Origin of the sequence: Ancylobacter crimeensis, assembly GCF_023016805.1 — a bacterium.
Classification (GTDB): Bacteria; Pseudomonadota; Alphaproteobacteria; order Rhizobiales; family Xanthobacteraceae; genus Ancylobacter; species Ancylobacter crimeensis.
In genome coordinates this window covers 90,595-116,876 of sequence record NZ_JALKCH010000008.1, presented here as the reverse complement: position 1 = coordinate 116,876, position 26,282 = coordinate 90,595, and the positions used below count along the sequence as shown (strand labels likewise).

Genomic DNA, 26,282 nt, shown 5'->3' with positions numbered 1-26,282 from the left:
CGCTCCCGCGGCCCGCGCCGCGAGGGTGAGGGACAAGGCGAGCGGCCTTTCCGTTCCCGCACCCCACGTCCCGAAGGGGCTGAGGGCGGCGAGCGTCCGTTCCGCTCCCGCGGCCCGCGCCGCGAGGGCGAACCGCAGGGCGAGCGGTCCTTCCGGCCCCGCACCCCGCGCCCCGAAGGTGCCGAGGGCGGCGAGCGTCCGTTCCGCTCCCGCGGCCCGCGCCGCGAGGGTGAGGGGCAGGGCGAGCGGCCTTTCCGTTCCCGCGCCCCGCGCCCCGAAGGTGCCGAGGGCGGCGAGCGTCCGTTCCGTTCCCGCGGCCCGCGCCGCGAGGGCGAACCGCAGGGCGAGCGGTCCTTCCGTCCCCGCACCCCGCGTCCCGAAGGGACTGAGGGGGGCGAACGCCCGTTCCGGCCCCGTACTCCGCGTTCCGAGGGCGGCAGCGACCGGCCTTACAGCGGGCGGGTGAAGTCCGAACAGAATCGCTTCGGCCGCGGCGGCAAGGGCACCGAGGGGGGCGAAGCTTCCGGCGGACGTCCCTCGGGCAAAGGATTGGGCGGTAAGAGCTTCGGCGGCAAGGGCGGCGCCGGCGGAAAGCCGCAGGCCAGCCGAGGCCCCGGCAGGGGGCCTGGTGGCAAGGGTCATGGCGGCGGGGCTCGTAGCGGCGGACCCGGCGGCAAAGGAAGCGGCGGCGGCTTCGGCGGCGGCAAGGGTCCACGCGGCCCACGTCCGCGCGGCTGAGCCGGAGCCTGAGACATGCGCATCGTCGGCGGCCGCTTTCGCGGGCGCGCGCTGAAGACACCGTCCTCGCTCGCCACCCGTCCCACGACGGACAGGCTGCGCGAGGCGCTGTTCAACGTGCTCGCCCATGCCTATGGTGATCCTGCCGATGGCGCGCAGGTGCTCGACCTGTTCGCCGGCACCGGCGCGCTGGGGCTGGAAGCGATGTCGCGCGGCGCGGCGTTCGCGATCTTCGTCGAGGAGGCCGCCGAGCCGCGCGGCCTGATCCGCGCAAATGTCGAGACGCTTGGGCTCGGCGGCGTCACCCGCATTTTCCAGCGCGACGCCACAAAGCTGGGCGACGCCATGGCGGGCGACGCCTTCGATCTCGTCTTCTGCGATCCACCCTATGGCAAGGGGCTTGCCGAACAGGCGCTCGCCGGCGCGCTCAAGGGCCGCTGGCTGGCGCCGGGGGCGCTCATCGTGGTCGAGGAAGCAATCGAGCCGGGCTTCGTCGCGCCGGTGGGTTTCACCGAACTGGAGCGCCGCCTCTACGATACCACCGAACTGATCTTCCTGCGCGTGCCGGAATAGAGCATTTTCCGAGATCCGGCGCGGCTTCAGGTCACGTCTTCGATCGCGGCGATGATCCGCTCGATATCCTCGGCCCGCGACAGGCGGTGATCGCCGTCCTTGATCAGCGTGAGCACCACATCGTCCTCCGCGAGGCAGCTCACAAGACGCAGCGCATGCTGCCACGGCACGTCCGGATCGGCCACTCCCTGCAGGATACGCACCGGGCAGCCGACCGCGAAGGGCGTGCCCAGCACCAGATTTTGCCGTCCGTCCTCGATGAGCCCGCGGGTGATGGTCATGCCGGGCCCATATTCGGAAGGGCGAACCCATTTGCCGTCATGGAGCAGCACGGCCCGCACATCCTCGGGCATAGCCTTCCACATCAGTTCCTCGGTGAAGTCCGGCGCCGGAGCGATGAGCACCAGCGCCTTCAATTTGCCGGCGCCAGCGCCGCCGCGGGTGGCGAGTGCACGGGCGAGCAGCAGGGCGATCCAGCCGCCCATGGAGGAGCCGACCACGATCTGCGGGCCGATGCAGACCGTGTCGAGCACCGCGAGCGCCTCCTCGGCCCAGCGCGAGATGGTGCCGTGCTCGAAATTGCCGCCACTCTCCCCGTGGCCTGAGTAGTCGAAGCGCACGATGCGGCGGCCGTTTGCCCGGCCCCACTGCGCAAGCGCCTCCGCCTTGCTGCCCCGCATGTCGGAGAGGAAGCCGCCGCACCACAGCACCCCGGGCTTGTTCGCCGCCCCGTCGGTCAGGCGGAGCGCGATGGGGCGCGCATCGGCGCCGACGGAAAGGGTCTGCGGGCGGTCTGCTGCGTCGTTCACGGGCGGCTCCTGTCGGCGGCCCGCGACGGCACGGGCGAGAGGCTGCTTAATCCTCATGATGCGCGCCGGCAACGGATAGGCAATCACCGCAGCTTTTCGCGGCGCGGGGCTTGACGCAGGGGCCTTGCGTGCCCAGTTGCTGCGCTGCAGCGCATCGCGGCCGCCTCAAAACGCGTCATCCCGTTGACTTCCGGCGGGTTTGTCACGATGTTCTGCAACCGTCTCACGCCTGTCCGATGATCAGGTGCCACCATGACACCGCCGGCAGGTGAGGCGTTTTTTAAACGGCAGAGGAGAAGACCGCCATTCGCCGCCCCATGAGACCCGTCGCGCCGGAAAAGGAAGGCCCGCGCGTCAACGAAGATATCCGCATCCGCGAAGTCCAGCTCATCGACCAGGACGGGCAGAACAAGGGCATCGTACCGACGCGCGAGGCGCTCGGCATGGCCCAGGAAGCTGGCCTCGACCTCGTCGAGATCGCGCCGAATTCCGTGCCGCCGGTCTGCAAGATCCTCGATTACGGCCGCTTCAAGTACCAGAACCAGAAGAAGGCCAACGAGGCGCGCAAGAAGCAGCACGTCGTCGAGATCAAGGAAATCAAGCTGCGTCCCGGCATCGACACGCATGACTACGACGTGAAGATGAAGGCCATCCATCGCTTCTTCGAGGAAGGCGACAAGGTGAAGGTCACCCTTCGCTTCCGCGGTCGCGAGATGGCGCACCAGGAGCTCGGCTACAAGCTGCTCAACAAGGTCCGCGACGAGCTCGCCACCATCGCCAAGGTGGAATCAGAGCCTCAGCTCGAAGGCCGCCAGATGATCATGGTCCTCGCCCCGCGCTGAGCCGGGCGAGACCTTCCTCACGGCCCACCCGTTCCTGCGCACGGTCGCGACGCGGCCGGGCGTTTTCGTGCGTTCTGCGTTCTCGGATGAATGCCGGCGCGGCCCGTCTGGCCCGCCGGGCCGCGCCGGAAGGTTCAATCGGGATAAGTGCCGTTGGCGCCCAGTACGGTGCCGGCGAGATAGAGCGAGCCGCAGATCAGCACGCGCGGCAGCGGGGGGGCGGGAAAGCTCGCCAATCCCTCCAGCGCCGTGCCGACGCCGGATGCGATCGAAGCGGCGATGCCGTGGGCAGCCGCGGCGGCCGCCACCGCTTCAGGCGGCTGCCCCTTGTGGTCGCCCGGCATCGGCACCGCGATGAGCTCGCGCGCCAGACCGGCGAAGGGCGCAAGGAACGTCCCCGCATCCTTGGCGGCGAGCATGCCAACGATCAACACAAGCGGACGCGGCGCCCGGTCCTCGATATCGGCCAGCGCGGCGGCCAGCACCTGCCCCCCGGCGGCATTGTGCCCTCCGTCGAGCCACACCTCGATCCCAGCCGGCGCGCGGGCGACCAGGGGGCCGGCCGGCAGCCGCTGCAGCCGGGCCGGCCAATCGGCGGCGCGCATGCCGGCCTCATAGGCCTCGATCGGCAGCTTCAACCCCGCCGCGCGCAGAGTCGCGACCGCGAGGCCGGCATTCTCGATCTGGTGCGGGCCGACGAGACGGGGACGCGGCAGGTCGATGAGGCCGTCCTCATCGGACACCACGAGGCGGCCGCCTTCTTCATATGCATGGAACTGCTCGCCGGCGATATGCAGCGGCACGCCGAGGCGGGCCGCCCGGCGCTCGATCGCCCGCAGCGCCTCGCGCGGCTGGCGTGCGATGATCGCGGGAGCACCGGCCTTGAGGATGCCCGCCTTCTCGCCCGCAATGGCTCCCAGCGTGTCGCCGAGAAACTCGACATGGTCGATCGAGACGGGCGTTATGACGCTCGCAAGCGGCCGCTCGACCACATTGGTCGCGTCCAGGCGACCACCGAGCCCGACCTCCAGCAGCAGGACGTCCGCCGGCTCCTCGGCAAAGAGCTGCAGCGCTGCGGCGGTAGTGATCTCGAAGAAGGTGATCGGCGCCCCGTCATTGGCGACTTCCGCCGCCGCCAGTGCCGCTGCGAGCCGGGCCTCGTCCACCAGCGTCCCGGCCAGACGAATGCGTTCGTTGAAGCGGACCAGATGAGGCGAGGTGTAGACGTGGACTTTCAGGCCCGCCGCCTCCAGCACCGCGCGCATGAAGGCGACGGTGGAACCCTTGCCGTTGGTCCCCGCGACATGGATCACCGGCGGCAGGGCTCGCTCAGGGTGGCCGAGCCGCTCCAGCACACGCCACATTCGGTCGAGCGAGAGATCGATCAGCTTGGGATGCAGGGCGAGCAGCCGGTCGAGGATCGCGTCGGAAGGAAGCGACGACGGATCGCCGGGGCCGCCCGCCGGAACACCCGCACCATGCGCGACCATGACGTGCCCCGTCGCCTCAGACCGTGGCCGGCGCCGCCGCGTCTGCGGGCAGCCGGGCTTCGGTGTGCTTCGGCGCCCGCATCATCAGCCGGCACAGCCGCGCGAGGGTGTCGCGCATTTCGTGGCGGTGCACGACGAGGTCGACCATGCCGTGGTCGCGCAGATATTCGGCCCTCTGGAAGCCCTCGGGCAGCTTCTCGCGGATGGTCTGCTCGATCACCCGCGGCCCGGCGAAGCCGATCAGCGCGCCCGGCTCGGCGAGTTGCACGTCACCCAGCATGGCGTAGGACGCGGTGACGCCGCCCGTGGTCGGATTGGTGAGCACCACGATGTAAGGCAGCCGCGCCTCGCGCAGTTCCTGGATGGCGCAGGTGGTGCGGGGCATCTGCATCAGGGAGAGGATGCCCTCCTGCATGCGCGCGCCGCCCGAGGAGGCGAAGATGATGAAGGGCGTGCCGCGCGAAACCGCGGTCTCCAGCCCGGTCACGATCGCCTCGCCGGCGGCCATGCCGAGCGAGCCGCCCATGAAGCCGAAATCCTGCACCGCAACGGTGACCGGAAGGCCGTCCAGCTTGCCGTAGCCGACTTTCAGCGCATCCTGCGCGCCGGTCTTGGCACGCGCGTCCTTCAGCCGGTCGACATAGCGCTTCTCGTCGCGAAACTTCAGCGGATCGGCGGCAACCGCCGGCAACGCCACGTCGAACCACTTGCCGCCGTCGAAGATGGAGCGCAGCCGCGACATGGGGTCCATGCGCATGTGGAAGCCGGAGCCGGGAATGACGTAGAGATTGGCCTCGAGGTCCTTGTGGAACACCATCTGCCCGGTCTCGGGGCACTTCACCCAGAGGTTTTCCGGCACTTCCCGGCGGTTCAGGAAGCTGCTGATCTTCGGGCGGACGACGTTGGAGATCCAGTTCAAGGGGCGTGCTCCGAACGGTGGACAGGCGGCGGTCGGCGAAAATGTCGCCGCGCGGGCCGGGAGGCCGGCCGCGCCCTCATCTAATGCCGAAAGCCCGCCAATGGAAGACGCGACGCTTGGTTTCGCGCCGCCTCCATGACAGCAACATGACGGCATCCCGGGCTATGGGGGCGAAAAAAGCGATCAGCTTACGTAACGATACCAGAAAAGACGCGCTGGACGGCGCCAAGGGCCCGTCCTATGCCGGTTGTCATATGTGCTCGAACGGGCTTGCCCGCCAACCGCGCCGTCAAAGACCACGCCTTCCGAGGAAAACGCTCATGCGCTGGCTGCTGATCTTGCCCTTCATAGGGCTCCTATGGGTGCCGTTCTACAATTTCATGGAGCCCCAGCTCTTCGGCTTCCCGTTTTTCTACTGGTATCAGTTGCTCTGGGTGCCGCTGACCTCGCTCATCACCTATGTGGCTTGGAAGGCGGGGACGGAAGAATGATCGCGGTACATAGCTGGGCCGAGCTTTCGGTCTTCCTCGCCTTCTTCGCGCTCGTCACGGTGATGGGCTTCATCGCCAGCGGCTGGAAACGGGCCGACAACCACGCCAAGCTGGACGAATGGGGGCTCGGCGGGCGCCAGTTCGGCGTCTGGATCACCTGGTTCCTGGTCGGCGGCGACTTCTACACCGCCTACACCGTCATCGCGGTGCCGGCGCTGGTCTATGCGGTGGGCGCCTATGGCTTCTTCGCCCTGCCCTACACCATCATCGTCTATCCCTTCATCTTCGTCGTGATGCCGAAGCTGTGGAAGCTGGCCCATTCCAAGGGCTACATCACCGCGGCCGACGTGGTGCACGGCACCTACAACAACCGCTTCCTGGAACTGGCGGTCGCGCTCACCGGCATCGTCGCCACCATGCCCTATATCGCGCTGCAGCTGGTGGGCATGAAGGCGGTGCTCTCCGCCATGGGCCTGCAGGGCGAGCTGCCGATCATCCTCGCCTTCCTCATCCTCGCCGTCTACACCTACTCGGCGGGCCTACGCGCGCCTGCGCTGATCGCCTTCGTGAAGGACCTGATGATCTATGTGGTCGTCATCGTCGCGGTGGTGATCGTGCCGATGAAGCTCGGCGGCTATGGCGCGGTGTTCAGCGCGGCGGATGCGGCGTTCCAGGTGAAGGGCGGCAATACCGGCCTGATCCTCAAGGATGCGCAGATGCTGCCCTATGCGACGCTGGCGCTCGGCTCGGCGCTCGCCGCCTTCATGTATCCGCACACGCTGACCGGCATCTTCGCGGCCCGCAGCGCCAACACCATCCGCTCCAACGCGGTGCTGCTGCCGGCCTACACCGTTCTGCTCGGCCTCATCGCCCTGCTCGGCTACATGGCCCATGCGGCGGGGGTGAAGGTCAGCAGCCCGACCGACGTTGTGCCGGTGCTGTTCCAGACGCTGTTTCCCGGCTGGTTCTCGGGCTTCGCCTTCGCCGCCATCGCCATCGGCGCGCTGGTGCCGGCGGCGGTGATGTCGATCGGCGCCTCGAACCTGTTCACCCGTAACGTCTGGAAGGCCTATGTGAACCCGGCCGTCACCGAGGCGGGCGAGGCGCAGGTGGCGAAGATCGCCTCGCTGGTGGTGAAGGTCGGTGCGCTGGCCTGCATCGTCTTCCTGCCGACCAAGTTCGCCATCGACCTTCAGCTGCTCGGCGGCCTGTGGATCCTGCAGACCTTCCCGGCGCTGGTGTTCAGCCTGTTCACCCGCTGGTTCCGCGCCCCGGCGCTGCTGCTCGGCTGGCTGGTCGGCATTGGCTGGGGCACGGTCACCGCGTTCTCGGACGGGCTGGTGCCGGTGCACAAGCTGGTCTTCGGCGGGGACACCTACGCGATCTATGTCGGCCTGCTCGCTTTCGCGGCGAATGTGGTGGTGGCGGTAATCGCCAACCTCGTGCTGTCCGCGGTCTCGCCGCGCCCGGTCTCCTCGCAGGCCTGAGCGCGGCCCCGTCAAAACGAAAACCCGTCCGGAGGAGGCTCCGGGCGGGTTTTCTGTTCCGTAGGGGAAAGCCCCCTTATTCTGCGGCAGCTTTATTCGGCGGCTTGCCGGCCAACCCCGCGCACCGCTTGCGCCAGCGAGCGCACCAGCGAGGTCACCGCCTCCACCGTGCCGGCGGTGGCGTTGCCCTCGCCGTCCAGGCTGGCGCGCACGGCGTCGACCAGCGCCGAGCCGACCACGACACCGTCCGCACCTGAGGCAATGGCGGCGGCCTGCTCGGGCGTGCGCACGCCGAAGCCGACTGCGACCGGCAGGTCGGTGTGTTGCTTGATGCGCGCCACGGCGCCGGTGACCGCGGAAGGATCCGGCGTCGCCGAGCCGGTGATTCCAGTGATCGAGACGTAATAGACGAAGCCCGCCGTGTTCGCGAGGACGGTAGGCAGCCGCTTGTCATCGGTCGTCGGCGTCGCGAGGCGGATGAAGTCGAGACCCGCCGCCAGCGCCGGCAGACAGAGCTCGCGATCCTCCTCCGGCGGCAGGTCCACCACGATGACGCCGTCGACGCCGGCGGCGATGGCATCGGCGAGGAAGCGGTCGACGCCATAGATGTAGATCGGGTTGTAATAGCCCATCAGCACGATCGGCGTGGCATCGTCGGTGGCGCGGAAGGCGCGCACCATGGCGATGGTCTTGGCCAGCGTCTGTCCGCCCTTCAGCGCGCGCAGGCCGCCGGCCTGGATCGCCGGGCCGTCGGCCATCGGGTCGGTGAAGGGCACGCCGAGCTCGATCACGTCGGCGCCGGCGCCCGGCAGCGCGTTCAGGATCGCCTGCGAGGTGGCGAGGTCCGGGTCGCCGGCCGTGATGAAGGTCACGAGTGCGGCGCGGCCCTCGGCGGCGCAGGCCTTGAAGCGGTGGGTCAGGCGGGTCGGGGTACGGGTCATGTCGGCACTCACAGGCGGCTACCGAGGATTTCGGCCACCTGCGGGATGTCCTTGTCGCCGCGGCCGGAGAGGGAAACGACCATCAGATGCTCCTTGGGCAGGGTCGGGGCGATCTCGATCACCTTGGCCAGCGCATGGGCCGGCTCCAGCGCCGGAATAATGCCCTCGAGCCGCGACAGAAGCTGGAAGGCAGCGAGCGCCTCCTCGTCGGTCGCCGAGATGTAGGTCGCGCGGCCGATGTCGTGGAGCCAGGAATGCTCCGGCCCGATGCCGGGATAGTCGAGCCCGGCGGAGATGGAATGGGCCTCGGCGATCTGGCCGTCATCGTCCATCAGCAGGTAGGTGCGGTTGCCGTGCAGCACACCGGGACGCCCGCCGGTGAGGGACGCCGCATGCTGGCCGCTGGCGAGCCCGTGGCCCGCCGCCTCGACGCCGATGATCTTGACCGAGGGGTCGTCGAGGAAAGGATGGAACAGCCCCATGGCGTTGGAGCCGCCGCCGATGCAGGCGATCACGCTGTCCGGCAGCCGGCCTTCGGCTTCCAGGATCTGCTCGCGGGTCTCGTTGCCGATGACCGACTGGAAATCCCGCACCATGGCGGGATAGGGGTGCGGGCCCGCCACCGTGCCGATGCAGTAGAAGGTGTCGCGCACATTGGTGACCCAGTCGCGCAGTGCCTCGTTCATGGCATCCTTGAGGGTTCTGGAGCCGGACTGCACCGGCACCACCTCGGCGCCCAGCATCTTCATGCGGAACACGTTCGGGGCCTGTCGGGCGACATCGACCGCGCCCATATAGACCACGCATTGCAGGCCGTACCGCGCGCACAGGGTGGCGGTGGCGACGCCGTGCTGGCCGGCGCCGGTCTCGGCGATGATGCGGCTCTTGCCCATCCGGCGGGCCAGCAGGATCTGGCCGAGCACGTTGTTGACCTTGTGGGAGCCGGTATGGTTCAGCTCCTCCCGCTTCAGGTAGATCCTGGCTCCGCCGAGATGCTCGGTCAGCCTCTCGGCCAAATAGAGCGGGCTCGGCCGGCCGACATAATGCTTCAGCCCGGCATCCATCTCCTGCCGGTAGGAGGGATCGGCCTTGGCTGCCTGATAGGCGGCATCCAGCTCCAGGATGTTCGGCATCAGGGTCTCGGCGACGAAGCGTCCGCCGAAAATGCCGAAATGCCCGTTCTCGTCAGGGCCAGTGCGGAAGGAGTTGGGTACGTTCACGGAGCTTCACTCGTCTCGTTGCGGCCGCGGCACGGCGTGCCCGGAAATGACCCCGAGGGGCACGGCGCGTTCCTCAGGTCTTCATGTCTTCGGCCGCGCGCCGGGAAACGGCGCGCACGGATGTCGCGATCCCGCGAGCATGGCGGGCGGCGGCCCGCGCGGCTTGCACGAAAGCGACGATCCGTTCGGGATCCTTCACGCCCGGTGCGCTCTCGACGCCGGACGACACGTCGACGCCGGGCGCGCGGGTCAGGCGGAGCGCCTCGCCCACCGTCTCCGGGGTCAGGCCTCCTGACAACATAAAGGGCTTCGGCCCGTCAAGCATATCGGGGCCGGCGGGTGTGAAATCGGCGATCAGGCTCCAGTCGAAAGGTAACCCATTGCCGCCGGGCAGCATGGCGCCGCGTGGTGGCTTGGCGTCCAGCAGAAGCCGGTCGGCGGCGCCTTCATAGGCGCGAGCGGCAGCCACATCGGCCGCCTCGGCGATGCCCACCGCCTTCATCACCGGCCGCCCGAAGCGGGCCCGGATGGCGGCGACCCGCTCGGGGCCCTCATGGCCATGAAGCTGGAGGAGGTCTGGCGACACCTTCTCGATGATGGCGGCGAGCTCGGCATCGGTCGCATCCACGGTCAGCGCGACGAGGCTGGCCCGCCCGCGGGCCCGGGCAGCGAGGCGTCTGGCGGTGTCCAGAGTTACGTTGCGCGGGCTTTTCGCGAAGAACACGAGGCCGACCAGATCCGCCCCGGCGCCGAGCGCGGCGTCGAGCGTCTCGGGGGTGCTGAGCCCGCAGATCTTGATGTCGAGCGACACGAAAAGCGCCTTCCTGTTTGGCGAAAGCCCGTCGACTTTCGGGGAAAAGGCTCTAGCACGCTTTGCCCCGCACCGCGAGGCAACCCGCTTCAGCGCAGGCTTGCAAGTTCCCGACGCAGCACCTCCTCCAGCCGCAGCACAGCGGGTGTCTCGGCGCCGGGATGGCGCAGCAGGCACATCTCCAGCAGCGCGAGTGGCGGCAGGCCCTCGGCCTCGCCGATGACCTTGAGCTGCGGCGGCACGCTGCAGGCCGCAAGCCCGGCCACGGCGAGACCGGCCTCCACCACCGCCGTCACCCCCAGCAGGGAGGCGCTGGAACACACGCCGCGATACGCCCGCCCGGCGGCGCCGAGCGCGTCGATCACGTTCATCCGCGCCGAGCAGCCGGGTTCGAACAGCGCGACCGGCAGCGGATCCTCCATCCACGGCACATGATGGGGCGAGGCGACCCACACCAGCGGCTCACGGCGCAGCACCTCGATGCGATGCGGGCGGGTGCCGGTGACGATAGCGAGATCGAGCCTCCCCTCCCCGATCGCCGGCAGAAGGTGGGTCGAGGGCTCGCATACCACCTCCAGCGCCACCCGCGGATGCGCCTCGGCGAAGCGGGCGAGGGCCTGCGGCAGCAGCATGGCGGCATAGTCGTCCGGCACGCCAAGCCGCACCAGCCCGGTTTCCACCGGCCGGGAGATGCTGGCGACTGCTTCTTCCGAGAGCTTCAGCAACCGACGCGCATAGACGAGGAAATCGGCCCCCGCCGGGGTCAGCTCGACCGAGCGCGGCAGCCGCAGCAGCAGCGGAGCGCCGAGGCTCTGCTCCAGGCGCTGGATCTGCATGCTCACTGCCGACTGGCTGCGCCCGATCCGCGGGGCCGCCGCCGACAGCGTGCCCGCCTCCACCACGGTTACGAAGGAACGCAGCAAGTCGAGGTCGAGATGTGGTGTCATTCCATCAGCATGACAGATGGCAGCCTTCCGATCTATTCGTTTGATTGGATACATGCCGCGGCGGAGACTCCCCGCTCCGCCAATCGAGGCCCGCCCCATGTCCGCCGCCGAATCCGCCACCGGCCTGCCCCTGCCTGCTCGCGGCTTCAGCCTGCCGCCCGGTGCCGCTTTGGCGCTTGCCATGACTATCGCGGGCACGGTCGGCGCCTTTGCCACCCAGTCGGGACTCGATCCGGTGCGCATCGTGTTCTGGCGTTGCGTGTTCGGCAGCCTGTTCCTCGGCGCATGGTGCGTATTGCGCGGCGAATTGCGGGCAGACCGGCTCAAGGCCCGGCACCTGATGCGCGCCGCGCTCGCCGGCGTCTGTACGGTTCTCACCTGGACCTGCTTCTTCGCGGCGATGCGGATGACCACCATTGCCACCGCCACGATCGTCTACCACATCCAGCCCTTTTTCGTGGTGCTGCTCGGCATGGCGCTGCTGGGCGAGCGGGCGAGCGCGGCACAGCTCGGCTGGATGGCGCTCGCCTTTCTCGGCGTCGTGCTGGCGAGCGGGTTGACCGGCTTCGGTGCCACCCCGGATGCGCACTGGGTCGCCGGCATCGGCATGGCGCTGGTGGGTGCGATGCTCTACGCCGCCGGCACGCTGCTGGCCAAGGGTCTTGGCGACCAGCGCCCGGAGGTCACCGCCTTCTGCCAGACGCTGACCGGCATCGTGCTGCTCGGCCCCTTCGCCGACTGGAGCGCGCCCATACCTCCAACCGCCTGGCCGTGGCTGATCGGCATCGGCGTGCTGCACACCGGCATCGCCTATGTGCTGATGTATTCGGCCTTTCCGCGCCTGAAGACGCCGGCCATCGCCATCCTGACGTTCGTCTATCCGCTGGTCGCGATCGCGGTGGACTGGCTGATCTACGGCCATCCTCTGGGGGTGGCGCAAGGGCTTGGACTTGCCTTCATCGCCACCGGCACCATCGCTGGGCGGCTCGGCTTGCGGCTGCCTTTGCCACGGGCGCGTCGGCCGTCCTGATCGCCACGCGGGGCGGACACGCATTTTTGCACTTTCCTCAGCGACAAGGGGTGTGCTAGGTCGATTACGATTGTGAAATTGATAATTTCACTCTTCTGAAATGCATTTTATCGACCGGAGAGTCCCATGCGCCTGTCGCGCCGCCAGCTTCTCAATGCCGCGCTCGTCGCCGCCCTTGCCCCGCTGGTGACCGGGGCGCTCGGCGCGGGCGCGGCCCGTGCCGATGAGCCGACCACCCTTCTGAACGCCTCCTATGACGTGGCGCGCGAGGTGTTCGAGGCCGTCAACGCCCAGTTCGTCCCGGCCTACAAGACGAAGACCGGCAAGGAGCTCACCATCAAGCAGAGCCATGCCGGCACCTCCAAGCAGGCGCGCTCCATCGTCGAGGGGCTCGACGCCGACGTGGTGACCTTCAACCAGATCACCGACATCCAGTTCCTGGTCGACAAGGGCTTCGTCGCCAAGGACTGGCAGGGGCGCCTGCCCAACGCCTCCTCGCCCTGGTACTCCTTCCCCGCCTTCCTGGTGCGCAAGGGCAACCCCAAGGGCATCAAGAACTGGGACGATCTGGTACGGGACGACGTGAAACTGGTCTTCCCCAACCCCAAGACATCCGGCAATGCCCGCTACACCTATCTCGCCGCCTATGCCTTCGCGCTCGAGACCTTCAAGGGCGACACCACCAAGGCGGACGCCTTCGCCAAGAAGCTGCTCGGCAATGTGGTGGTGTTCGACACCGGCGGGCGCGCGGCGACCACCTCCTTCGTTGACCGCGAGCAGGGCGACGTGCTGATCACCTTCGAGTCCGAGGTGCTCGGCGTGCGCGACGCCTATAAGGACAAGGGCTTCGAGGTGGTCGTGCCGCCGGTCAGCCTGCTCGCCGAATTCCCGGTGAGCGTGGTCGACAAGGTGGTGGACAAGCGCGGCTCGCGGCAGATCGCGACCGACTACCTTACCTTCCTCTATTCGCCGGAAGGCCAGAAGGTGGCGGCGCAGTTCAACAATCGCGTGGTCGACGCCAAGGTGGCCGAGGAATTCAAGGCGAAATTCGTCCCCGTCCGCCTGCTGAAGGTGGAGGACGCGCTGGGCAGCTGGGCAAACGTCCAGAAGGAGCACTTCGCCTCCGGCGGCAAGCTCGACACCCTCTTCGTCGCACAGTGACGGGCGGCGCATGAGACAGGACGGGTGCCGCCCGGCGCCCGTCGATCTCCCCTGCGCACTGGACATTGCCGGCCATTTGCGGCATGGCCCCGGAACCGGCACAATCCGGGGCCGGGTTCCCTGCACGACAGAAGAGGCCGAGAGAGCCGCCATGTGGGCCGCGTTATGAGCCGCGACATCAGCCGCGTCATCCCCGGCTTCCCGCTCGCCCTCGGCTTCACGGTGCTGTATCTCAGCCTCATCGTGCTGCTGCCGCTGGGCGCGCTGGTGTGGCAGGCCGCCGATATCGGCTTCGCCCGCTACATCGTGATCATGACCGGGCCGCGCACGCTCTCGGCGTTCCGCATCACTCTCACCACCGCCGCCGCCGCAACGGTGTTCAATGCGATCTACGGCCTCGCTCTCGCCTGGGTGCTGGTGCGTTACGAGTTTCCCGGCAAGCGCCTGCTCGACGCGCTGGTGGACGTGCCCTTCGCTTTGCCGACGGCGGTCGCCGGGCTATCGCTCTCCGCACTGTTCGCCAGCAATGGCTGGTTCGGCGCGCCGCTGGCCCAGCTCGGTATCAAGGTCGCCTACACCCCCGCCGGCATCGCCTGCGCCATGGCCTTCACCAGCCTGCCCTTCGTGGTGCGCACGGTGCAGCCCGTGCTGGAAGACCTCGCCGCCGATGTCGAGGAAGCCGCAGCGACGCTCGGCGCCTCGGACGGCCGGATCTTCCGCACCGTGATCCTGCCGGCCATCCTGCCAGCCTTCATCACCGGCTCCGCGCTCGGCTTCGCGCGTTCGCTGGGCGAGTTCGGCGCCATCATCTTCATCGCCGGCAATCTGCCGCTGAAGACCGAGGTGGTGTCGCTGCTCACCTTCATCCGTATCGAGGAATATGACTACCCGGCCGCCGCCGCCATCGCCGCGACCCTGCTGGGGCTGGCCTTCCTGCTGCTGCTGGCGGTGAACCTCACCCAGCTCTGGCAGCAGCGCCGCTACGGGCTGGCCAAATGAGCGGGTCGGCCATGGATACGGAGAAGACCCGCACCGCGTCAGGCCCGCTGCGGGTCGGCGACGGGAAGCTGACGCGTCGCCTGCTGATCGGCATCGTTCTGTTCGCCACGCTGTTCGTTCTGGTGGCGCCGCTCGCCGCGATCTTCCACCAGGCGTTCCGGCATGGCACGGCGGCCTATCTTGCCTCCTTCGCCGATCCGGACACCCGCTATGCCATCGGGCTCACGATCTTCACCGCACTCGTGGTGGTGCCGATCAACATCGCCTTCGGCATCGCCGCCGCCTGGGCCATCGCCAAGTTCCGCTTCCCAGGCCGCGGGCTGCTGCTGGCGCTGGTGGAGTTGCCCTTCTCGATCTCGCCGATCATCGCCGGCGTCGCCTATCTGTTCGTCTATGGCGGACAGGGCCTGCTCGGACCGTTCCTCGAGGCGCACGACATCCGCATCATGTTCGCGGTGCCCGCCATCATCCTCGCCAGCCTGTTCGTCACCGCGCCCTTCGTGGCGCGCGAACTCATCCCGCTGATGCTGGCACAGGGCTCCGAGGAGGAAGAGGCGGCCGTCACGCTCGGGGCCGGCGGCTGGCGCATCCTGCGGCTCGTCACGCTGCCGAACGTCCGTTTCGCCCTCCTCTACGGCGCGGCGCTGTGCAATGCGCGGGTGATGGGCGAGTTCGGCGCGGTGTCTGTGGTCTCCGGCAACATCCGCGGCCAGACCAACACCCTGCCGCTGCAGATCGAGTTGCTCTACCAGGACAACAACGCGGTGGCGGCCTTCGCCGTGGCCACCATCCTGGCCGGCGTCGCCCTCTTCACCCTCATCGCCAAGGCCGTGATCGAACGGCTCGACGCCAATGCGGTGCGCCGTGCCGGCGGGGCAGGACACTGAAGCCGGCCTGACCGCGCATTTCGGGCGGATTCGCCGCGCCGGCCATTGGCAGCGTTCCGCAAATCGGGCACCTCAACAGAATTGTCGCGCCGGAGGCCTGCATGATCGACCTGTCGCTTGCCGCCAAGCTGTTCGCGGCCCTGTTCGCCATCATGGGCCCTCTCAGCACCGTTCCGATCTTCCTGGCACTGACGGAGGATCTGGATGCGGCGGGCCGGCGCAGCGCGCTGCTGGCGCTCCTTGCCACGGTGAGCATCGGCGCCTTGGTCTGCGCGCTGGCCGGCAATTGGGTGCTGGCGCTGTTCGGCATCGATGTCGCGCATTTCCGCCTCGCCGGCGGTTTGCTGGTGCTGCTGATCGCACTCTCCATGCTGAATGGTGAGGAGCATGCCTCGCACAAGGGCACGCCCGGCGAGCAGACCCAGTATCGTGCCGCCGACAATCCCGGCATCTACCCGCTTGGCCTGCCGCTTTCGCTGGGCCCCGGCACGATGGCGACGATCATCGTCTATGCCGACAGCGCGCGCAGCCGGGCCGAGGTCGCCGGCTTCTACACCGGGCTCGCGGTCTATCTCGCCTTCTTCGCCGCGGTGATGCTGCTGGCGCCATGGCTCGGCACACGACTCTCACCGACCGTGCTGTCGGTCGCCAAGCGGCTGATGGGCATCGTCCTTGCCGCCATCGCCATGGAGATGATCGGCGACGCGCTGGGCGTCATCTTTCCCGGCTGGCTGCATTAGGCCCAAGCCGGCGCTCCGTCATCGTCCGCCATCGCGCGGGAGAGAGCGCGAGCGCTCGCTCCCTTCGAGGTTACCGGTTCGCCCCGCTCGCAATACCTCCAGGGGAAGAAGCGTGCGGACCCTGCCCCCGTCTCATGCGGGCTTCGCCGCCTGCATCCAGCGTTCCAGCCAGGAGGTATTGACGTTGCCGGCCACCACGTCGGGAGCCTTCAGCAGGGTCCTGTGCAGCGGCGCGGTGGTCTTGATGCCTTCGACGCTGAGGCTGCCGAGGGCCTGTTCCAGCGCGGCAAGAGCACCCTGCCGGGTCTCGGCATGCACGATGAGCTTGCCGAGCAGCGAGTCGTAGAACGGAACGACCTTGTAGCCTTCATAAACGAAGGTATCGAAGCGGCCGGTCGCAGGAGGCTCGTATCGCGTGATGGTTCCCGGTGACGGCATGAAATGCCGGGCCGGATCTTCCGCGTTGATGCGCACCTCTATGGCGTGGCCCTTGCGGATCACGTCCGCCTGCGTCAACCACAGCGTTTCGCCGCCAGCGATGCGGAGCTGTGCCGCGACCAGATCGATGCCGGTAATCGCCTCGGTCACCGGGTGCTCGACCTGGATCCGGGTATTCATCTCGATGAAGAAGAATTCGCCGGTCTGGTCGTCATAGAGATATTCCAGCGTTCCCGCGCCGCGATATCCCACCCGCTCGGCCAGCGCCACGGCGGAGGCGCAGAGCCGCTGCCGCGTCTCTTCGGCGAGCGCGGAGGATGGCCCCTCCTCCCATACCTTCTGGCGCTTGCGCTGCAGCGAGCATTCGCGCTCGAACAGATGAACCGTGCGCTCCCCGTCGCCGAGGACCTGTACCTCGATATGGCGGGCCCGCTCGATGTAGCGTTCCAAATAAAGACCGTTGTCGCCGAACGCAGCCCCGGCCTCGGCCATCGCCAGCGGAAGCTGCTTTTCGAGATCGGCCGCGTCGCGGGCGACGCGGATGCCGCGCCCGCCGCCACCGGCGCTGGCTTTCACCATCACCGGATAACCGATCTCCGGGGCGAGGCGCAGCGCTTCCGCCGCGCCGTCGACGCGCCCGGGACTTCCGGGCACGACCGGTACGCCGGCGGCAATGGCCTCGGCCCGCGCCGTCGCCTTGTCGCCCATCCGCGCGATGGTGTCCGCACCGGGGCCGACAAAGGTGATACTGGCCGCCTCGACGGCCTGCACGAAAGCGGGATTTTCGGACAGGAACCCGTAGCCGGGATGCACGGCATCCGCCCCGCTCTCCGTGATCGCAGCCATCATGGCCGGGATGTTGAGATAGGATTCGGAGGCTTTGGCCGGGCCGACCACGCTCACCTCGTCGGCCAGGCGACAAGCCAGCATGTCGCGGTCGGCCTCGCTTGCGGCCTGCACGGTCGCGATACCCAGCGAGCGCGCGGCGCGGTTGATCCTGACCGCGATCTCGCCGCGGTTGGCGATGAACAGCTTCCGTATGGCCATCGGATTACGCAATGTCCGCGATCACGTCGTCGGCATCGACCGTCTGGCCGTCCTCGATCCGATAGGCGACGAGCCGTCCGGCCGTTTCGGCCTCCACCGGAAAGAAGGACTTCATCGCCTCGACCAGACCTATGGTGTCGCCCACGGCCACCGCGTCGCCTTCTTCCTTGAACGGCGGCTCGGCGGGCGTGGGGCGGCGATAGAACACGCCGGGAAGGGGAGCGAGGATCTGCGTGGCCATGGAGGTATCCCTTCGGTGTTCAGAGCGTCACGAGGTTGCCGGCGACACAGCGCGCCTTGATCGCGCGCGCCATGTCCTGCGCCTCCTCGACGCTCACCTGGCGGAAGCGGAAGATTTCGCCGGGCTTTGCCTGGCCGAGCTTCCAGAATGCGGCGGACGGCACCGTGTAGGGGTTGATGAACCCTCCCATCGACGGACCGTCATTGACGAGGATGATGGGGGTCTGGCCGGCGAGGTTGATCGCGCCGAGCGGGTACCCGTGATCGATGATGTTGGACGGCAGCGAGCCGTGCTCCTTCGGTTTGTTGATCGCCTTCTCCGCAAAGGTCCATTCCGGCCCCTCGAGCCGGAAGCCGGTACGATCCGATTTCGCCGACAGCTTCCAGTCCGAGGACAGAAAACGCTCCTGCCCGGCCGCGTCGATCCAGTCGTCGTTCGGTCCGGCGCAAACCTCGATCTCCCAACGCCTGTCGGTTCGGATCTCAGGCCGCAGCGCTTCCGGGACCACGAGCCCAGCCGTCCCCGTGCCGTCGAACACGGGCAGCACCTGACCCGCCTTCACCGCATGCCCGTCGATGCCGCCAACCCCCGCCTTGTGGAAGGTGGAGCGCGAACCGAGGCGTTCCGGGTTGGCGATGCCACCGGCGATCGCGATATAGGCGCGAGCCCCGAGACGGGCTGCGCCAAGCGCAAGCACCTGTCCCGCCCGCACCGCCACCGATTGCCACAGCGGCAAGGCAATGCCGTCGAGCGTCGGCCTCATGTCGGCCCCGGTGATCGCCACCACAGTGTCCTGCTGGAAGCCGAGCGTGGGGCCGAGGAACTGGCATTCGAGCCCCGCCGCCCCCGGCGCATTGCCGACCAGGATGTTGGCCATGCGAAACGACCAGCTGTCCATCGGACCGGACGGCGGGAAGCCCTGGTTCCAGTAGCCGATGCGGCCGGGATAATCCTGAATGGACGTCTCGAGCCCGGCTTTGACGATCTCGATCATGTCAGGCCCTCTTCCCGGGAAGCTTCTCGCACCACGCCTTGTAGTCGCGAACGACGAATTTCTGATATTCGACAACGGTTACTTCGTACCGGTTCTCGTTCACCTGGGCCTCGACAGCGTCATACTCATCGCGTGTCACGGGAACGAAGCGGATGCGGTCGCCCGGCCGGAAGAGGCACAGGGCGCCGTCGAAGCCGCGCCGCGTGCCGGTCGCATCCCAGATCGGGACGGGGGTGCGCGCGAAGATCTGGTACCCGCCGGGCGTCGCGACGGGATAGATCGAATTGGCCGCTCCGCCGAGCCCGATCGCGCCCTGCGGCGTGTTGGTGCGCGGCGGGTTGTATTTCGGCGCGGTGAGCCGCGCACGCGGATCGAGCGGCATCAGGAAGGGCAGCCCCGGCCAGAAACCGAGCGAGGCAACCCAGTATTCCGAGGAGGAATGCAGCCGCACCAGATGGTCTACGCCGTCGAGCCCGTTCTCCTGCACCAGCAGTTCGGGGTCCGGCACCTTCTTCGCGATGCGGGCGCAATAATCCTCCACGCATTCGCGGGTCCACGGATCGAGATAGAGAGCCGGCAAATAGAACAGCCGGCTCGACAGCTCGATATCGTCCGAACGGCCGAGCGAGGCGGCGAGGCCTCCCAGCAGATCCGCTGTCTGCGACAAGGTGAGGATCTCGGGATCGTAATGAACCAGGAGCGAGGCGAAGCACGGCGCCGTCTCGATGATGCCGGGAATCGCCGCCTGTCGCACCGCAGAGGCGAGGCCCTGCGCCATGAAATTGAGGTCGAGATTCATTTCGTTGCCGAACTCGATCAGCACATAGCGATCGCCGGCAGGAAGGAATGTGGGTTGGGCGTAGATCACCGGGCGTCTCCCTCAACCGAGCTGCAGGTCGGGCAGTTGCGCCGCGACGTCATCCAGGGTCCGCCCGAGGCGCGCCACCAGCTCCAAGACCTGCGATTCCGTGATGACCAGCGGCGGACACAGCGCCACCGTGTCGCCGATGGCACGCACGATGAGGCCGTTGGCATGGCCCGCCGCATAGGCGGCAGCGCCCACCTTGCCGATCGGCGCGAACGGCGCCTTGGTCGCCTTGTCGCTCACCAGTTCGAGCGCGGCGATCAGGCCGGCGCCGCGCACCTCGCCAACCAGGGGATGATCGGCAAAACGGGCGAGCTCACGCTGCAGCACCGCGCCGACACGCGCCGCGTTGCCGACGAGGTCCTTCTCCTCGATGATGGCGAGGTTCTCGAGTCCGACCGCCGTAGCGACCGGATGGCCGGAGGCGGTGAAGCCGTGGCCGAAGGTGCCGATACGCGCCGTATTGTCGGCGATGGCGTTGTAGATCGCTTCGCTGAATACGATCGCGGCCAGCGGCATGTAGGACGAGGTGATCTGTTTGGATGCGACCAATATGTCCGGCGTGAAGCCGTAATGGACGCAGCCGAAGCTGGAGCCGAGCCGGCCGAAGCCGTTGATGACCTCGTCCGCGACCAGCAGGATATCGTATTTCCGGCACAGTGCCTCGATGCCCTGCCAGTAGCCTTCGGGTGGCGGCAGCACCCCGCCGGCGGCCATCAGCGGCTCGCCGATGAAGGCGGCGATGGTCTCCGGCCCCTCTTCGAGAATGACCTGCTCGGCTTCGGCGACCAACCGCGCGGTGAATGCTGCCTCGCTCTCGCCCGGCAGGCCGAAGCGATAGAAGTGAGGGCAGGTCAGGTGGCGCACCGGAATGGCCGGCAGATCGAAATCGCGATGGTTGTTTGGCAGGCCGGTCAGCGAACCCGAGGCGACGGTGATGCCGTGATAGGCCTTGGTGCGTGCGAGGAACGTCTTCTTCCGCGGGCGCCCCAGCGCGTTGTTCATGTACCACACCATCTTGACGACGGTGTCGTTGGCTTCCGAACCCGATGAGGTGAAGAAGACGCGGGTCAGGTTCTCCGGCGTCATCTCCACCAGCTTCTCGGCGAGCCGGATGGAAGGCTCGTGCGATTTGCTGCTGAAGGTATGGTAATATGGCAATTTCGCCATCTGCCGCGCTGCGGCCTCCACCAGCCGCGGCTCGTCGAAGCCGACCGCCACCGACCAGAGCCCGGCGAGCCCTTCGATATATTCCTTGCCGCTGTCGTCGTAGACGTAGATGCCCTTGCCCCGATCGATGACGATCGGACCCTTCGCCTCATGAGCACGGGCATCCGTGTAGGGGTGCAACAGGGTGGTGATGTCGGCATGGGCCAGCGAATTGGAAGCGCTCATGGCAGTTCCTCCCCCGATCACGCGGCCAGCGCCGGTGAAATCATGATGTATTTCTGCTCGAGATATTCATCGATCCCGTAGCGCGAACCTTCACGGCCCAACCCGCTCTCCTTGATGCCGCCGAACGGCGCCACCTCGTTGGAGATGAGTCCCTCGTTCACACCCACCATGCCGGTTTCGAGCGCGTCGGTGACGCGCCACATCCGGTCGAGGCTGGCGGTGAAGATGTAGGAGGCAAGGCCGTAGCTCGTGGCGTTTGCCAGAGCGATGGCCTCGGCCTCGTCGGCGAAGCGGAACAGGGGAGCCACGGGACCGAAGGTTTCATCATGGGCGAGGTCCATCTCGTCCGTCGCACCCTCGATGACGGTCGGTTCGAAGAAGGTGCCGCCGAGCGCATGACGCGTACCGCCGAGCACGATCCGCCCGCCCTTCGCGACCGCATCGGCGATGTGTCGCTCCACCTTGGCGACCGCCGCACGGTTGATCAGCGGCCCGATGGTCACGCCTTCCGACAGGCCGGGGCCCACTTTCAGCCGCTCGACCGCCGCCACCAGCGCCCGGCTGAAGGCAGCATAGATGCCGTCCTGCACATATATCCGGTTGGCGCACACGCAGGTCTGGCCGGCATTGCGGAATTTCGAGTTCATGCACGCCTGCACCGCGGTCGGAATGTCCGCGTCGTCGAAGACGATCAACGGCGCGTTGCCGCCCAGCTCCATCGAGGTGCGCTTCACCGTCTGGGCCGCCTGTGCGAGCAGCAGCTTTCCGACGCGGGTCGAGCCGGTGAACGAGATCTTGCGCACCACCGGGCTGGCCATCAGCGCTTCCCCGATCGGCGCGGGATCGCCGGTGACGACATTCACCACCCCCTTGGGAAGGCCGGCCTGCTCGGCCAATGCCGCGAGGGCCAGCGCGCTGAACGGGGTGAATTCGGAGGGCTTCACCACCACCGTGCAGCCGGCTGCGAGGGCCGCGGCAACCTTGCGGTTGAACAGCGCCGACGGAAAATTCCACGGAATGATCGCAGCGACCACGCCGACCGGCTGCTTCTGGACGATGATGCGGCTTCCCGCCTTGGGGGCGGGGATCGTGTCGCCATAAACACGCTTGGCTTCTTCCGCGAACCATTCGATGAAGGTTGCGCCATAGGCGATCTCGCCGCGGGCTTCGGCGAGTGTCTTGCCCTGCTCGGTGGTCAGGAGATGGGCCAGCCCCTCGATATGTTCGAGCACAAGCCCGTGCCAGCGTCGGAGATGCGCGGCGCGCTGCTGGGCGGAAAGCCCGCGCCACGCAGGAAGGGCGTTCTCTGCCGCCGCTACCGCCGCAAGCGCCCCGCTCGCGTCGAGATTGGGCACGCTCCCCACCCGCATGCCATCGGCGGGATTGGTGACGTCGATCACTCCGCCGGACGGCGCGGAAACCCAGCTCCCTCCGACAAGCGCCTTTTCATGGAGATGGGGAATGGCCTTGGCCGGCACATGGGACATCACGACAACCTTTGGCATTGAGAAGAGGGCGCCGCCTCAGCGTCGCGCCGAGCCCGAGCCCGAGCCCGAGCCCGAGCGATAGCGATCGAGAACCACGGCTCCGACCAGCACGATGCCGAGCACGATCATCTGGTAGTTCGAGCCGATGCGCAGGAGATCCATGCCGTTGGCGAGGACCGTGATGAAGATCACGCCGAGGAAGACGCCGAACACCCGCCCCTCGCCTCCCCGCAGCGAACACCCGCCGATCACCGCGGCCGCGATCGAGTTGAGCGGGAACTCGCCACCGAGCAACGGCTCGCCGGAGGAGACGCGTGCCGTCAGCAGCCAGCCGGAAAACGCGGTGACCGTGGCGCACAACACATAGCTGGCGATGAGGTAGAAGCGGATGTCGACGCCGGCGACGACCGCGGACCGGACATTCGCGCCGATGGCATAGATGTAGCGGCCGAACCGCATGTGGTGGACCAGAAGATAGATCAGGACGAGCACCGGCAGCGCCAGCCACACCGACATCGGCACGCCGAGGAAGCGGCCCGAGCCTATGCCATAGACGAAGTCGCGCGGCAGGCCGCTCACCTGTAGCCCCTGCGAGATGACCAGCGTCACGCCCTTGAAGATCGAGGCCGTCGCCAGGGTGACGATGAAGGCGTTGACCTTCAGCACCGCGACGCCGAAGCCGTTGATGAGCCCGGCGACCACGCCGGTCGCAAGCATGGCGCCGAACCCAGCGGCAATCGGCAGCCACTGGCTGTCCGGGTAGGCGTTCGACACCGCGACCATCGCCTGGGCGGAGACGATCGAGGTCAACGCCACCACGGCGCCCACCGAAAGGTCGAACCCGCCGGAGAGCAGCACGAGCATCTGCCCGAAGGCGATGAGCATCAGGAACACGCCCTGCTGCATCATGTTGATGGTGTTGGCGCTCGACAGGAACCGCGGATTGCCCATCTGGAACACCACGATGCAGATGACGAGCACCACCGGCAGGGCGCCGAAGCGCAGGAGGCGCGCCCGCAGGCCGCCGGCCATGGAGGTCTTGTGACCGGCCTCGGAACGGGAAAAGCTCATGGACAGATCCTCACGCTGCGGCGCCGAAGGCGTGGGAAACCACGGCATCTTCAGTGATGGCCTCGCCCTGCAGATGGGCGACGCAGACCCCTTCCTGCATGACGTAGACCCGGTGCGACAGGTGGACGAGTTCCTGCAGATCCGATGAGATCAGCAGGATCGCGGCCCCGTTGGCGACCAGCGCCGAAAGCTGGTCGTAGAAATCGCGGCGAGCCGCCACGTCGATGCCGGAGGTCGGCTCGTCGAAGACATAGACCTTGCGCGGCAGGGAGAGCGCGCGCCCCAGCACCACCTTCTGCTGGTTGCCGCCTGAAAGCTCCTGCACCTGCTTGTCCGGCTGCGCCGGCGAGATGTTGAGCCGCCGCACGAGATCGGACACGATGGACGACAGCTTCGAATAAGCGAGCAGCCCGAGCCCGCCCGACCGACCGATCACCTCCATGGTGATGTTCTCGGCGATCGACCGGTTGAGGGCCAACGCTTCCCCGCGCCGGTCCTGCGGGAGATAGATGAAGCCGCGCGCGAGCATCGCCCTCGGGCCGACGCCGGTCACCTCCGCGCCATCCAGCCAGACGCTTCCGCCATCGACCGGAACCAGGCCGAAGGCCGCGCGCGCCACCTCCGCCTTGCCGCAGCCCACCAGCCCGCCAATGCCGACAATCTCGCCATAGCGCGCGTTCAGGGAGGCATCCTTGAGGCGGCCACCGGCCTTCAGAGCCCGGGTCTCGAAAGCGACGTTGCCGGGACGCGGCATGATGTCGGGGTAGAAGTGCCCCATGTCGCGGCCGACCATCTCGGCCACCATCTTCTCGTTGGTGACCTCGCTCAGGCGGTGATGCCCGGTCAATCGGCCGTCGCGCAGGATGGTGACGACGTCGCCGAGGCGGCGGATCTCCTCCATCCGGTGGCTGATGTAGAGGATCGCCCAGCCCTCGGCACGCAGCTTCAGGACCGCGGCGAACAGGCGTTCGGATTCGTCGTGGCTCAGCGTTGCCGTCGGCTCGTCGAGAATGAGAGCGCCCGGCTTGCCGCCCAGCGCCCGGACGATCTCCAGCAATTGCTGCTCGGCGCGGCTCAGGCGGTCGACACGCAGGTCGGGATCGAGCGCGACGCCGATCGCCGCCATCGCCGCAACCGCCTGCTCGCGCATCGTCCGGGTGGACAGAAGGCCGCCCCAGGTTTCTTCTCGGCCAAGCGCATAGTTCTCCGCGACCGTCATCGTCGGCGCCAGCGCGAAGTCCTGCAGAACCGCGTTCACGCCGGCCTCCCGCGCATAGGCGGGCGTCAGGCCTTCCACACGGCGGCCGAGCAGCGTGACCTCGCCTTCATCCGGGCGGTTGGCACCCGTGAGCAGGCTGACCAGCGTGGATTTGCCGGCGCCGTTCTCGCCCAGCAGCATGTGCACCTCGCCCCGCCTGAGGGTGAGGCTGACATCCTTGAGCGCCGCATAGGAGCCATAGAACTTAGAGACTCCCGAAAGCGAGGCAAAGACCTCGCCTTCGGAACGCGCTTTCGCCGCCTCGCTCATTTCTTTGCGTCGAGCGTGAAGGTGACGGAATATCCCTTCGGTGCGAACATGTCGGTCATGGTGAACGACTTGATGGTCTCGGAGGTCACCATCTCCGGCTTGGGGCCCGCGCGACGCGCCGGGAGCTGCTGGCCCTCCAGCAGGCGCACCACCATGTCGGCCGCGAGGCGGCCCTGCAGGGAGGTGAAGTCGGTCGGCGAGGCCTTGGTAGCACCCGCCTGGATGTCGTCGAACACCGGCGGGATGATGTCGAAGGCCGCGACATTCACGGTATCGGTCAGGCCCGCATTGCGCACCGCGACCGCCGCCGCCTGCGCGGCGATATCGACGCCCACCAGCCAGTTGATATCGGTGTAGGTCTGCAGTGCATTGTTGATGAGGTCGAGCTGCACATTGAGCCCGGTGTCGCCGCGACGGGTCACCACCACGTCGATATTGCTGCCCTTGATGGCATCGTTGAAGCCGCGCACCGCATCATCCGACCAGCCCGCACCCTGCGGTCCGGGAAAGAAGCCGACCTTCAGCGGCTTGTCCTTCGCCTGCTCGACCAGATATTTGCCGGTGGTGAAGGCGAGGTCGTAGAAGCTCACCAGCGCGTGGCCGGCAACGTCCGGGCCGTTGACGCCGTTCACGAAGTCGATGACCGGGATGCCGGCTTCCTTCGCCTTCTTGACCAGCGCGCCGACGCCGTCCGCACTGATGGCGCCGAGAATGATGCCGTCGGCCTTCTGCGCGATGCAGTTGTCCATCTGGCTGAGCTGCGTCGACAGGTTGGTGTAGCCGCCGGCCTCATACAGCGTCATGCCGACGCCGAGACGCTTCAGCTCGTCCGCAACGCCATAATTCGCCGCCACCCAGTAGCTGTCCTTCAGATGCGGAAACAGCACGCAGACCGTCCACGGCTTCGTGACCTCCTCGGCCTTGAGGAGCTTCCAGTCGAAATCCTTCTTGGCGCCGTCGACGACGAGCTCGACGGGAAAGCTGACCTTGGAATCGGCATGTGCGGCGCCGCCGACAGCAAGCGCGCCCAGCGCAAGGCCGAGACCCATGGAAATCTTGTTCACGTCATTCTCCTGATCTGGAAGGTTTTGAAGGATTGGGAGACGGGATCTGCGCCCCGCTTCTTGGATC

At 67.5% G+C, this 26,282-nt stretch carries 26 protein-coding genes; 9 read left to right on the top strand and 17 right to left on the bottom strand.

Features of this window, described 5'->3' with window-relative positions; translation table 11 throughout:
* Positions 1–642, bottom strand: a 642-nt coding sequence (locus MWN34_RS13610) for a hypothetical protein (RefSeq protein WP_425532112.1), incomplete at its 3' end; no start/stop codon positions are given.
* Between the two features lie 111 nt (positions 643–753).
* Between MWN34_RS13610 and rsmD the strand changes: the two genes are divergently transcribed.
* The gene (rsmD, locus tag MWN34_RS13605; RefSeq protein ID WP_247029840.1) at positions 754–1,311 is read left to right on the top strand and encodes a 16S rRNA (guanine(966)-N(2))-methyltransferase RsmD; all 558 of its coding nucleotides are present in this window, start codon (positions 754–756) and stop codon (positions 1,309–1,311) included.
* Between the two features lie 26 nt (positions 1,312–1,337).
* Here the strand turns inward: rsmD and MWN34_RS13600 are convergent, their stop codons facing one another.
* Positions 1,338–2,120, bottom strand: coding sequence for an alpha/beta hydrolase (locus tag MWN34_RS13600; protein ID WP_247029839.1), 783 nt, complete (start codon positions 2,118–2,120; stop codon positions 1,338–1,340).
* Positions 2,121–2,437: 317 nt separating this feature from the next.
* Here MWN34_RS13600 and infC point away from each other — a divergent pair, with 317 nt between their 5' ends.
* Positions 2,438–2,962 carry a translation initiation factor IF-3 gene (infC, locus tag MWN34_RS13595; protein WP_247029838.1) on the top strand — a complete coding sequence of 175 codons (525 nt, stop codon included), beginning with the start codon at positions 2,438–2,440 and terminating at the stop codon, positions 2,960–2,962.
* A 134-nt stretch (positions 2,963–3,096) separates the two neighbouring features.
* On the opposite strand, the gene MWN34_RS13590 is transcribed toward infC, so the two are convergent.
* Together MWN34_RS13590 and accD are read right to left on the bottom strand one after the other, a co-directional pair.
* On the bottom strand, positions 3,097–4,452 hold the full coding sequence (locus MWN34_RS13590; RefSeq protein WP_247029837.1) for a bifunctional folylpolyglutamate synthase/dihydrofolate synthase: 1,356 nt from the start codon (positions 4,450–4,452) through the stop codon (positions 3,097–3,099).
* Between the two features lie 16 nt (positions 4,453–4,468).
* Positions 4,469–5,371 (bottom strand): acetyl-CoA carboxylase, carboxyltransferase subunit beta, encoded by a 903-nt coding sequence (gene accD / locus MWN34_RS13585; protein ID WP_247029836.1) that lies wholly within the window; start codon positions 5,369–5,371, stop codon positions 4,469–4,471.
* A gap of 320 nt (positions 5,372–5,691) precedes the next feature.
* Here accD and MWN34_RS13580 point away from each other — a divergent pair, with 320 nt between their 5' ends.
* Together MWN34_RS13580 and mctP are read left to right on the top strand one after the other, a co-directional pair.
* Positions 5,692–5,862: a DUF3311 domain-containing protein gene (locus MWN34_RS13580; protein ID WP_247029934.1), complete on the top strand. Its 171-nt coding sequence runs from the start codon at positions 5,692–5,694 to the stop codon at positions 5,860–5,862.
* The gene (gene mctP / locus MWN34_RS13575) at positions 5,859–7,349 is read left to right on the top strand and encodes a monocarboxylate uptake permease MctP (RefSeq protein ID WP_247029835.1); all 1,491 of its coding nucleotides are present in this window, start codon (positions 5,859–5,861) and stop codon (positions 7,347–7,349) included. The genes MWN34_RS13580 and mctP overlap by 4 nt, the downstream gene beginning before the upstream one ends.
* A 92-nt stretch (positions 7,350–7,441) precedes the next feature.
* Here mctP and trpA read toward each other — a convergent pair whose 3' ends face one another.
* The 4 genes from trpA to MWN34_RS13555 all read right to left on the bottom strand — a co-directional run bounded on the left by trpA (position 7,442) and on the right by MWN34_RS13555 (position 11,268).
* Positions 7,442–8,290, bottom strand: a complete 849-nt coding sequence (gene trpA, locus MWN34_RS13570; RefSeq protein ID WP_247029834.1) for a tryptophan synthase subunit alpha — start codon at positions 8,288–8,290, stop codon at positions 7,442–7,444.
* A gap of 8 nt (positions 8,291–8,298) precedes the next feature.
* The gene (trpB, locus tag MWN34_RS13565) at positions 8,299–9,510 is read right to left on the bottom strand and encodes a tryptophan synthase subunit beta (RefSeq protein WP_247029833.1); all 1,212 of its coding nucleotides are present in this window, start codon (positions 9,508–9,510) and stop codon (positions 8,299–8,301) included.
* Positions 9,511–9,583: 73 nt separating this feature from the next.
* A complete protein-coding gene (locus MWN34_RS13560; protein ID WP_247029832.1) occupies positions 9,584–10,321 on the bottom strand; it encodes a phosphoribosylanthranilate isomerase in 738 nt (245 codons plus the stop codon).
* 89 nt (positions 10,322–10,410) lie between these two features.
* The gene (locus MWN34_RS13555) at positions 10,411–11,268 is read right to left on the bottom strand and encodes a LysR substrate-binding domain-containing protein (RefSeq protein WP_247029831.1); all 858 of its coding nucleotides are present in this window, start codon (positions 11,266–11,268) and stop codon (positions 10,411–10,413) included.
* Positions 11,269–11,365: 97 nt separating this feature from the next.
* Here MWN34_RS13555 and MWN34_RS13550 point away from each other — a divergent pair, with 97 nt between their 5' ends.
* From MWN34_RS13550 to MWN34_RS13530, 5 genes are all read left to right on the top strand, one after another.
* Entirely contained in the window at positions 11,366–12,298 is a 933-nt protein-coding gene (locus MWN34_RS13550; RefSeq protein ID WP_247029830.1) for a DMT family transporter, read from the top strand.
* 126 nt (positions 12,299–12,424) lie between these two features.
* Positions 12,425–13,459 (top strand): thiosulfate ABC transporter substrate-binding protein CysP, encoded by a 1,035-nt coding sequence (gene cysP / locus MWN34_RS13545; protein WP_247029829.1) that lies wholly within the window; start codon positions 12,425–12,427, stop codon positions 13,457–13,459.
* 165 nt (positions 13,460–13,624) lie between these two features.
* Positions 13,625–14,458, top strand: coding sequence for a sulfate ABC transporter permease subunit CysT (gene cysT, locus MWN34_RS13540; protein WP_247029828.1), 834 nt, complete (start codon positions 13,625–13,627; stop codon positions 14,456–14,458).
* Between the two features lie 11 nt (positions 14,459–14,469).
* Complete coding sequence (cysW, locus tag MWN34_RS13535) at positions 14,470–15,345, top strand: sulfate ABC transporter permease subunit CysW (RefSeq protein WP_247029827.1); 876 nt, start codon at positions 14,470–14,472, stop codon at positions 15,343–15,345.
* Between the two features lie 101 nt (positions 15,346–15,446).
* Entirely contained in the window at positions 15,447–16,085 is a 639-nt protein-coding gene (locus MWN34_RS13530) for a MarC family protein (RefSeq protein ID WP_247029826.1), read from the top strand.
* Positions 16,086–16,217: 132 nt separating this feature from the next.
* Here MWN34_RS13530 and MWN34_RS13525 read toward each other — a convergent pair whose 3' ends face one another.
* Genes MWN34_RS13525 through torT form a run of 9 tightly spaced genes read right to left on the bottom strand, consistent with a single transcriptional unit; the run spans position 16,218 to position 26,215 of the window.
* On the bottom strand, positions 16,218–17,570 hold the full coding sequence (locus tag MWN34_RS13525) for an acetyl-CoA carboxylase biotin carboxylase subunit (protein WP_247029825.1): 1,353 nt from the start codon (positions 17,568–17,570) through the stop codon (positions 16,218–16,220).
* A 4-nt stretch (positions 17,571–17,574) separates the two neighbouring features.
* Positions 17,575–17,811 (bottom strand): acetyl-CoA carboxylase, encoded by a 237-nt coding sequence (locus MWN34_RS13520; protein ID WP_247029824.1) that lies wholly within the window; start codon positions 17,809–17,811, stop codon positions 17,575–17,577.
* 19 nt (positions 17,812–17,830) lie between these two features.
* Positions 17,831–18,805: a 5-oxoprolinase subunit C family protein gene (locus MWN34_RS13515; protein WP_247029823.1), complete on the bottom strand. Its 975-nt coding sequence runs from the start codon at positions 18,803–18,805 to the stop codon at positions 17,831–17,833.
* A gap of 1 nt (position 18,806) precedes the next feature.
* Entirely contained in the window at positions 18,807–19,673 is an 867-nt protein-coding gene (locus MWN34_RS13510; RefSeq protein WP_247029822.1) for a 5-oxoprolinase subunit B family protein, read from the bottom strand.
* Between the two features lie 12 nt (positions 19,674–19,685).
* On the bottom strand, positions 19,686–21,065 hold the full coding sequence (locus MWN34_RS13505) for an aspartate aminotransferase family protein (RefSeq protein ID WP_247029821.1): 1,380 nt from the start codon (positions 21,063–21,065) through the stop codon (positions 19,686–19,688).
* A gap of 17 nt (positions 21,066–21,082) precedes the next feature.
* A complete protein-coding gene (locus tag MWN34_RS13500; RefSeq protein WP_281503006.1) occupies positions 21,083–22,552 on the bottom strand; it encodes an NAD-dependent succinate-semialdehyde dehydrogenase in 1,470 nt (489 codons plus the stop codon).
* A gap of 36 nt (positions 22,553–22,588) precedes the next feature.
* The gene (locus MWN34_RS13495; RefSeq protein ID WP_247029820.1) at positions 22,589–23,623 is read right to left on the bottom strand and encodes an ABC transporter permease; all 1,035 of its coding nucleotides are present in this window, start codon (positions 23,621–23,623) and stop codon (positions 22,589–22,591) included.
* Between the two features lie 10 nt (positions 23,624–23,633).
* Complete coding sequence (locus MWN34_RS13490; protein ID WP_247029819.1) at positions 23,634–25,151, bottom strand: sugar ABC transporter ATP-binding protein; 1,518 nt, start codon at positions 25,149–25,151, stop codon at positions 23,634–23,636.
* On the bottom strand, positions 25,148–26,215 hold the full coding sequence (gene torT / locus MWN34_RS13485; RefSeq protein ID WP_247029818.1) for a TMAO reductase system periplasmic protein TorT: 1,068 nt from the start codon (positions 26,213–26,215) through the stop codon (positions 25,148–25,150). The genes MWN34_RS13490 and torT overlap by 4 nt, the downstream gene beginning before the upstream one ends.
* Positions 26,216–26,282 lie beyond the last annotated feature (67 nt).